This window comes from Serratia sp. MMO-28 (genome assembly GCF_037199905.1).
Classification (GTDB): Bacteria; Pseudomonadota; Gammaproteobacteria; order Enterobacterales; family Enterobacteriaceae; genus Chania; species Chania oryzae.
In genome coordinates, this window is sequence record NZ_JBBCVB010000046.1 from 22005 (window position 1) to 28898 (window position 6894).

At 53.7% G+C, this 6894-nt stretch carries 7 protein-coding genes; all 7 read left to right on the forward strand.

Annotation, left to right across the window (positions count from 1 at the left end; translation table 11 throughout):
• Positions 1–49 precede the first annotated feature (49 nt).
• The gene (locus tag WG891_RS25315) at positions 50–2623 is read left to right on the forward strand and encodes an outer membrane usher protein (RefSeq protein ID WP_443006360.1); all 2574 of its coding nucleotides are present in this window, start codon (positions 50–52) and stop codon (positions 2621–2623) included.
• Positions 2624–2634: 11 nt separating this feature from the next.
• Positions 2635–3384 carry a fimbria/pilus periplasmic chaperone gene (locus WG891_RS25320; RefSeq protein ID WP_337264913.1) on the forward strand — a complete coding sequence of 250 codons (750 nt, stop codon included), beginning with the start codon at positions 2635–2637 and terminating at the stop codon, positions 3382–3384.
• Positions 3385–3445: 61 nt separating this feature from the next.
• The gene (locus tag WG891_RS25325; protein ID WP_337264912.1) at positions 3446–3985 is read left to right on the forward strand and encodes a fimbrial protein; all 540 of its coding nucleotides are present in this window, start codon (positions 3446–3448) and stop codon (positions 3983–3985) included.
• Positions 3986–4004: 19 nt separating this feature from the next.
• Positions 4005–4493, forward strand: coding sequence for a fimbrial protein (locus tag WG891_RS25330; RefSeq protein ID WP_337264911.1), 489 nt, complete (start codon positions 4005–4007; stop codon positions 4491–4493).
• 14 nt (positions 4494–4507) lie between these two features.
• Complete coding sequence (locus tag WG891_RS25335; protein ID WP_337264910.1) at positions 4508–5038, forward strand: fimbrial protein; 531 nt, start codon at positions 4508–4510, stop codon at positions 5036–5038.
• Positions 5039–5155: 117 nt separating this feature from the next.
• A complete protein-coding gene (locus tag WG891_RS25340; RefSeq protein WP_337274588.1) occupies positions 5156–5947 on the forward strand; it encodes an MrpH family fimbial adhesin in 792 nt (263 codons plus the stop codon).
• Positions 5948–6639: 692 nt separating this feature from the next.
• Positions 6640–6894 (forward strand): type VI secretion system contractile sheath small subunit (locus tag WG891_RS25345; protein ID WP_337264908.1); only part of this gene is annotated, 255 nt, incomplete at its 3' end.

Sequence of the window (6894 nt, forward strand, 5' to 3'; positions counted from 1 at the left end):
ATAACAACCATAACGTCCGGGAAAGTCATTAACGCATAAAGGTCAATGGATGATGAGCACCCCACTTGTAGGAGTACAGGTTCCGCGCCCCCGCCTGTTGCCGCTGCTGATTGCGCTGGCATTGGTGAATGGCCAGGTGTCTGCCGCACAACCCATCGAATTTAATACCGACGTGCTGGATGTGCAGGAGCGCGGCAATATCGATCTGAAGCGTTTTGCTCGTGCTGGCTATGTCATGCCGGGTGAATACAGCCTGGCGCTTAACGTGAATCAACAGGAACTGCCGGAGCAGCCGATTCAGTTTTACCCGGCAGAAAAGGATCCGGCTAACACGGAAGCCTGTCTTCCGGCCTCGCTGGTACAACAGATCGGCCTCAAGGAAGAATTTACCCGCCAACTGACCTGGTGGCATAACGGCCAATGTCTGGCGATCGGCAGTCTTGAAGGGATGACGGTACGCCCCGATCTGGGCAGCAACACCCTGTATCTGAGTATTCCGCAGGCTTATATGGAATACAGCTCCCCCGACTGGGATCCGCCCGCGCGCTGGGATGACGGCATTCCTGGGCTGCTGCTGGATTACAACCTGAACGCCCAGACCCAGCGTCAGAACCAGAATGACAATGTGCAGAAGGGGTATAACCTGAGCGGCAACGGGCTGGTGGGCGCCAATGCGGGCAGTTGGCGGCTGCGGGCCAGTTGGCAGACACAGATTGATCATCAGACCGGTTCAGGCGAGCCCGTCCATCAGAAATTTGAGTGGACACAGTATACCGCTTACCGGGCGATCGCACGGCTACGCGCCAAGCTGACGCTGGGTGAAGATTTTCTTAACTCCGACATTTTTGACAGTTTCCGCTACACCGGGGTGAGCCTGGTGAGCGATGACGCGATGCTGCCACCCAACCTGCGTGGTTATGCGCCGGAAGTGAGCGGGGTGGCGCGTACTAACGCCCGCGTGGTTGTCAGCCAGCAGGGGCGGGTGCTGTATGAAACCTTGGTGCCAGCCGGGCCGTTCCGTATTCAGGATCTGAACAACGCGGTATCGGGGCTGATGGATGTTCGTATCGAAGAACAGGACGGCAGCGTACAGGCGTTCAGCATCAGCACGGCGAGTATCCCTTATCTGACGCGGCCGGGGATGATCCGCTACAAGCTGGCGAGCGGGCGGCCGACCGACTGGCGGCACCGCACGCAGGGCCCGCTGTTTGCCAGCGGCGAATTCTCCTGGGGGATCAGCAACGGCTGGTCGCTGTTTGGTGGTGGGATGGCCGGCGATGAGTACAACGCATTGGCACTGGGGATTGGCCGTGATCTGATGGCGTTTGGGGCACTGTCATTTGACGTGACCCAGTCGCGGGCGCGTTTGCCGCAGAGAGAAACCCTGAGCGGTGGCTCGTATCGCCTGCGTTATTCGAAGAACTTCGACCAGATTGGCGGGCAGGTGACCTTTGCCGGTTACCGTTTCTCAGAACGCAGCTTTATGACCATGGGCGAGTTTATTGAGATGCGTAACCTTGGTGTCCGCAGCCAGAGCAGCAAAGAGATGTATACGGTGTCGTACAGCCAGCAGTTCCGTGACATGGGGCTGACGGCCAACCTGAACTACGACCACCAGACCTACTGGGATCGGGATGCCAACGATCGCTACAGCCTGTCGTTGATGCGTTATTTCAATGTGGGGCGTTTCAAAAACCTCAGCCTGTCGTTGACCGGTTACCGCAATCAGTACAACGGGTTAAACGACGATGGCGTGTTCCTGTCGCTGTCGCTGCCGTGGGGTAACAGAGGCTCGGTAAGCTACAGCGGAACGTGGAATCGCGACGACAACACGCACCGGGTCAGTTACTCCGATCGCGTGGGCGATCGCGGCAGCTATCAGGTGAGCAGTGGCTGGACGCGCAATGGCGCGCTGGCGAGCGGTTTCTACAGCCATCAGGCCGATTGGGCCCAGATTAATGCCACGGCCAGCGCCCAGAGCGGGAGTTACGCCACGGTGGGGCTGGCGTTGCAAGGGGGGGCTACGGCAACCCGCGAAGGAGCGGCGTTGCATCGCGTCGCGGTACCGGGGGGCACCCGCCTGCTGGTGGATACTGACGGGGTGGCAGATATCCCTATCCGTAACTACGGCGCACCGATGCTGACCAACCGCTATGGCAAGGCGGTGGTGGCAGATATGAACAGTTATTACCGCAACCGGGTGAACATCGATCTGGACCAGTTGCCCGACAACGCCGAAGCGCTGAAGTCGGTAGTACAGGCAACGTTAACCGAAGGTGCCATTGGCTACCGCCGGTTTGACGTGATTGCCGGTGAGAAGGCGATGGCGGTGATCCGGCTGGCAGACGGCACGATGCCGCCGTTCGGGGCGACCGTACAGAATATGAAAAAACGCGATGTGGGGATCGTTAACGACGGTGGCAGTGTTTACCTGAGTGGCATCCAACGCGGTGAGACGATGACGGTGCACTGGGATGAGCGGGCGCAATGTGAGCTGATATTGCCCGCCGTGCTGCCCGCCGACGGGATGAAAGAATTGCTGCTGCCATGCAGAGCGCTCGCCCCGAAAGCCACCACAACCGATCTGGCGGCAGTACAGACAAACGCAGAGACAATACGATGATGAGACATGAGATGAAAAGAGTGAATACGGGAATGGCGCTGGTCGCCGGTACTTTACTGTGCGCACTGACGTCGCAGGCCCAGGCAGCCATTGCGCTGGATCGTACCCGGATTATCTTTGCCGGAGGGGATAAGTCGCTCAGCCTGAGCGTGAACAATGACAACCCGCAGCTGCCGTATCTGGCGCAGGGCTGGATAGAAGATGCGCAGGGTAACAAGGTGACCAGCCCGTTGACCGTGCTGCCACCGGTACAGCGCATTGAGCCCGGGGCGAAAAGCCAGATCAAAGTACAGGCGTTGCCGATGGTGAGCCAGCTGCCTCAGGACCGGGAAACGCTGTACTACTTTAATCTGCGTGAGATCCCGCCAAAGAGCGATAAGGCCAACACTTTGCAGATCGCGTTGCAGACGCGCATCAAGCTGTTCTACCGGCCAAAGGCGCTGGTGAAGACGACTGCGGAGATGGCCACGCCGTGGCAGGAGCAACTGACGTTGACCAAGCAGGGTGACAAGTATCTGGTGAGCAATCCAACTCCCTATTACGTGACGCTGGTGGACGCAGGCAGCCAGAAAGGGGTGAGCGTATCAGGTTTTGAACCGTTGATGCTGGAGCCGAAGGGGAGCGCTCCGCTGGGGGTAAGTGCATCGTCACTGGGCAATACGCCCGTGCTGACCTACGTCAACGATTACGGCGGCCGCCCGCTGCTGACGTTCCGCTGCGGTGGAACGGATTGCCAATTGGTAGCAGAGAAGAAGGGCTAACCCAAGCCGGTCGTGCCAGGTCACAGGGAGCGCGCGGGTCAGGTCTGCAAGGAGAGAACGAATGCAACAACATTATCCTGTACCGGGTGAGGATCGCCTTGGCGCAATGCGGTTATGGGCGATAGCACATGGCCGCACCGGGGCGCTGCTGAGCGTTTTGCTGCTGAGTGCGCCATCCATCGCCAATATACCGGTAAATATCAGAGGGACGGTCATTATCCCACCGCCGTGCACGATTAATAATAACCAGACGATCCGGGTGGACTTCGGTGATGAGATCATGACCACCCGTATTGATGGCGTTAACTATAAACAAGCAATTACCTATAGCCTGAGTTGCGATATCCAGAAGTCCAATAACCTGAAAATGAGTATTCAGGGTACTGCGGCCAGCTTTAATTCGGCTGTGCTGCGTACGGATAAAAACGGTTTAGGGATCGCGTTATATCACGGGACACAGCCATTAAATGCCAATACCTGGTTTAGCTATACCTACCCCAGCAAGCCGGAGCTTTACGCGGTGCTGGTTAAGCAGAGTGGCGCTACGCTGACCGGCGGTGAGTTTACGTCATCCGCGACGTTATTAATCGATTACCAGTAAACACAGGGAGACCAAAGTCATGCGGATTTTACAGCTTTCCCTGCTGCTTGCGGGGTTGAGTGGATATTTATCGTTCGCCTCTGCGGCCGGGGGGGATATGGCGTTTCGCGGAACATTACTCGAGCCACCTCCTTGCACCATCAACAGTGGCAATAATATTACCGTTGATTTTGGCGTAAAGGTCGGGATTAAAAAAGTGGATGGCGTTAATTACATGCAGGACATTAATTACAGCCTGGTTTGTGAACCTAATACGCACAGTTGGGTATTAAAACTGAAGCTTACGGGAAATAGCACCCCGTTTGATAATGCGGCCGTACAAACCAATATTAACGATCTGGGAATTAAAATTCTGCGTGATGGCCAGCCGTTTATTCTGGGAAGTGAGATTATCACTACGCCCGCCAGCAAACCTCAGCTCAAAGCCGTGCCGGTACAAAAACCAGGGGTGTTATTAAAGGAAGGCCCCTTTGAAGCCGCCGTCACGCTTCAGGCGGATTATCAATAATAAGGAACGATATCATGCGGTTTTCAGCACTGCTATTGCCCATGTTATTAGGGCTTATCGGTTTACCGGGTTTGTCTTCAGCGGCCGATAATTTACGTTTCCGGGGGGCATTGGTTGCAGAGCCCTGCACATTGCGGGCAGCAGATGAAAATATCACGGTCGATTTTGGCTCGATCGTCGATAAATACCTTTATATCAATGGCCGCACGCTGGGGGAACCGTTGGTATTGCATCTGGATGATTGTGATATCAGCTTGGGAAATATGGTGAAACTGACGTTTTCCGGGGTTGAAAGCACCCGACTGAATGGATTGCTGGCGATATCGGGGGCGAGCCAGACCCAAGGGATCGCCATTGGTATTGAAACGCAACAGGGGAATCTGGTGGCACTCAATACTGGGCGTTATAACCAGGGGCTGGTTGCAGGCAATAATACCCTCAGCCTGCGGGCTTATGTGCGGGGTGAGCCCGAAGCGATCGCCCAGAAAAGCATTATCCCCGGTGATTTTACCGCCAGTGCCACGTTTTTACTCGAATATGAGTAGCCTGTTAATACGGCTGCCCCTGAAACCCACGATGTGGCTAATTGACACGCGACGGATTAAGGGATAATCACAGGAGTGTTTATGAAAGCCATAAGAAAGATTCTTTTGGCTGTCACGATGCTGACAGCTTTTGGCGCCCAGAGCGCGATTTATTCTTATATTACCCGCAGTGATGGCACTCCATCGAATGCTAAATATTGGTGGACCATTGAGTATTGGGATACCAACGATGCCACGCCAAATCCCTGTTATCGATGGCCACAATGCACGGTATTTATTGGCCACCGTCACAGTGATGCGGGTGAGGCGGGCCCTGGTGTGTCAGATGGTGGGGAATATCTTGATGGTATCCAGAATTATGCCACGGTAGGTGATGTGGGAGCCGCTTTTCAGCGTAAGTATGCGCTACCACGCAGCGGAACTCAGAATCACGTTGGCCCTGCGGTGACGCAGGAGTGCGTCGGGATCTACTTTAAATCGACAACAGGTACTACAAATGCTGGCGGGAGCGCCATGATGTCCAGCAGCTTATGCGGTATCGTACCGCCCCCGGTGGGCAAGTGTGCATTTACCGAAACCAGCATCGAGTTAACACACGGCCAGGTTCAATTGAAAAATATCGAGGGCAATCAAGCCCGGCAGACCGGCTATATCCGCTGTACACAGGACATGGATGTTGTGGTCTACGCAGCGGGAGCGGGCGGAAATGGCATGGTTAACCTCAGAAGCGATGGCAGCCTGCAATCCCGGTTAACTATTGGCGGGAAGAGTGGTTCAGAGGGAGCCCAAGTACATGCTCCCGCGGGTATCAAGGTACCGCTGGAGTTTGTCTCCACGCTGGCTAGAGTGAGTAACGTGGAGGCCGGTGATTTCTTCGGTTCGGCCACGGCGATTCTGACCGTGCCATAACCCTGCCTACTCTATGCTGGGGAGTGTTGTAATGGCAATCCCCGGCATTCTGTGTTTCTCTCCTCATTTATTGATGGTCGATATTGGTTTTGTGAAAAATCCACCAAGGCGATCCTGACTTCCTTTCTCAAAATGGTTAGCATGAGAAATAAATCATACTTAACTAAAAATGATAGGACCTATTTGTTTTGTGAATAATTTAGTGTGAAGCAAACTCTTTCTTAAATCATTAATTACCCTGGCCCAGTCGTTTGATAAAGAAATATCGTTCATTTTCAATCGCGTTTTTCAACACTCATTGTTTGCTGGCTGAGTTGTTATTCTGTGCTATCCCATTGCAGGATTAGCACTTGTGATTCTGCTCTGGAAAATTCTTAATAATCATTGAGATGAAGATGAGAGCAGATTGATGTTTTTTTGAAATATTTAGTTACATAATTGCATTTCACTAATCTGATTAAGGTTTCTACACTGCTGTCGGTGAGTTTTATCCGTATTCTTTCTTTATTCAGATAAATCTTATTTACACAGCGCTCTGCCATTATCCTGTAAGGAATGTGCTGGCTTGTGACCCTCTTTTCATCTGCATCCGATGGTGCAAAAAAGGAAATTGTTCTCTGGCAGGGTTAGCCATTCTTATTGATTCCCCAGGGCAGACCGTTCTTCATGGTATTCGTTGAACAGGGTTAGTCATGTCAAATTCCTACCAAAATGAAGTCCCCAAAGCCCGTGTTAATATCCGATTAGACCTGCACACCGGTGGTGCACAGAAAAGCGTTGAGCTGCCGCTCAAATTGCTGGCGATGGGGGATTACAGCAATGGGCAAGAACAGCGCCCGTTGTCTGAGCGTGAAAAAATCAATATCAATAAAAATAACTTCGACAGCGTGCTGGCCGAATTCAACCCCAAGCTCACTCTCTCCGTGCCCGACACCCTGTCCGATGAC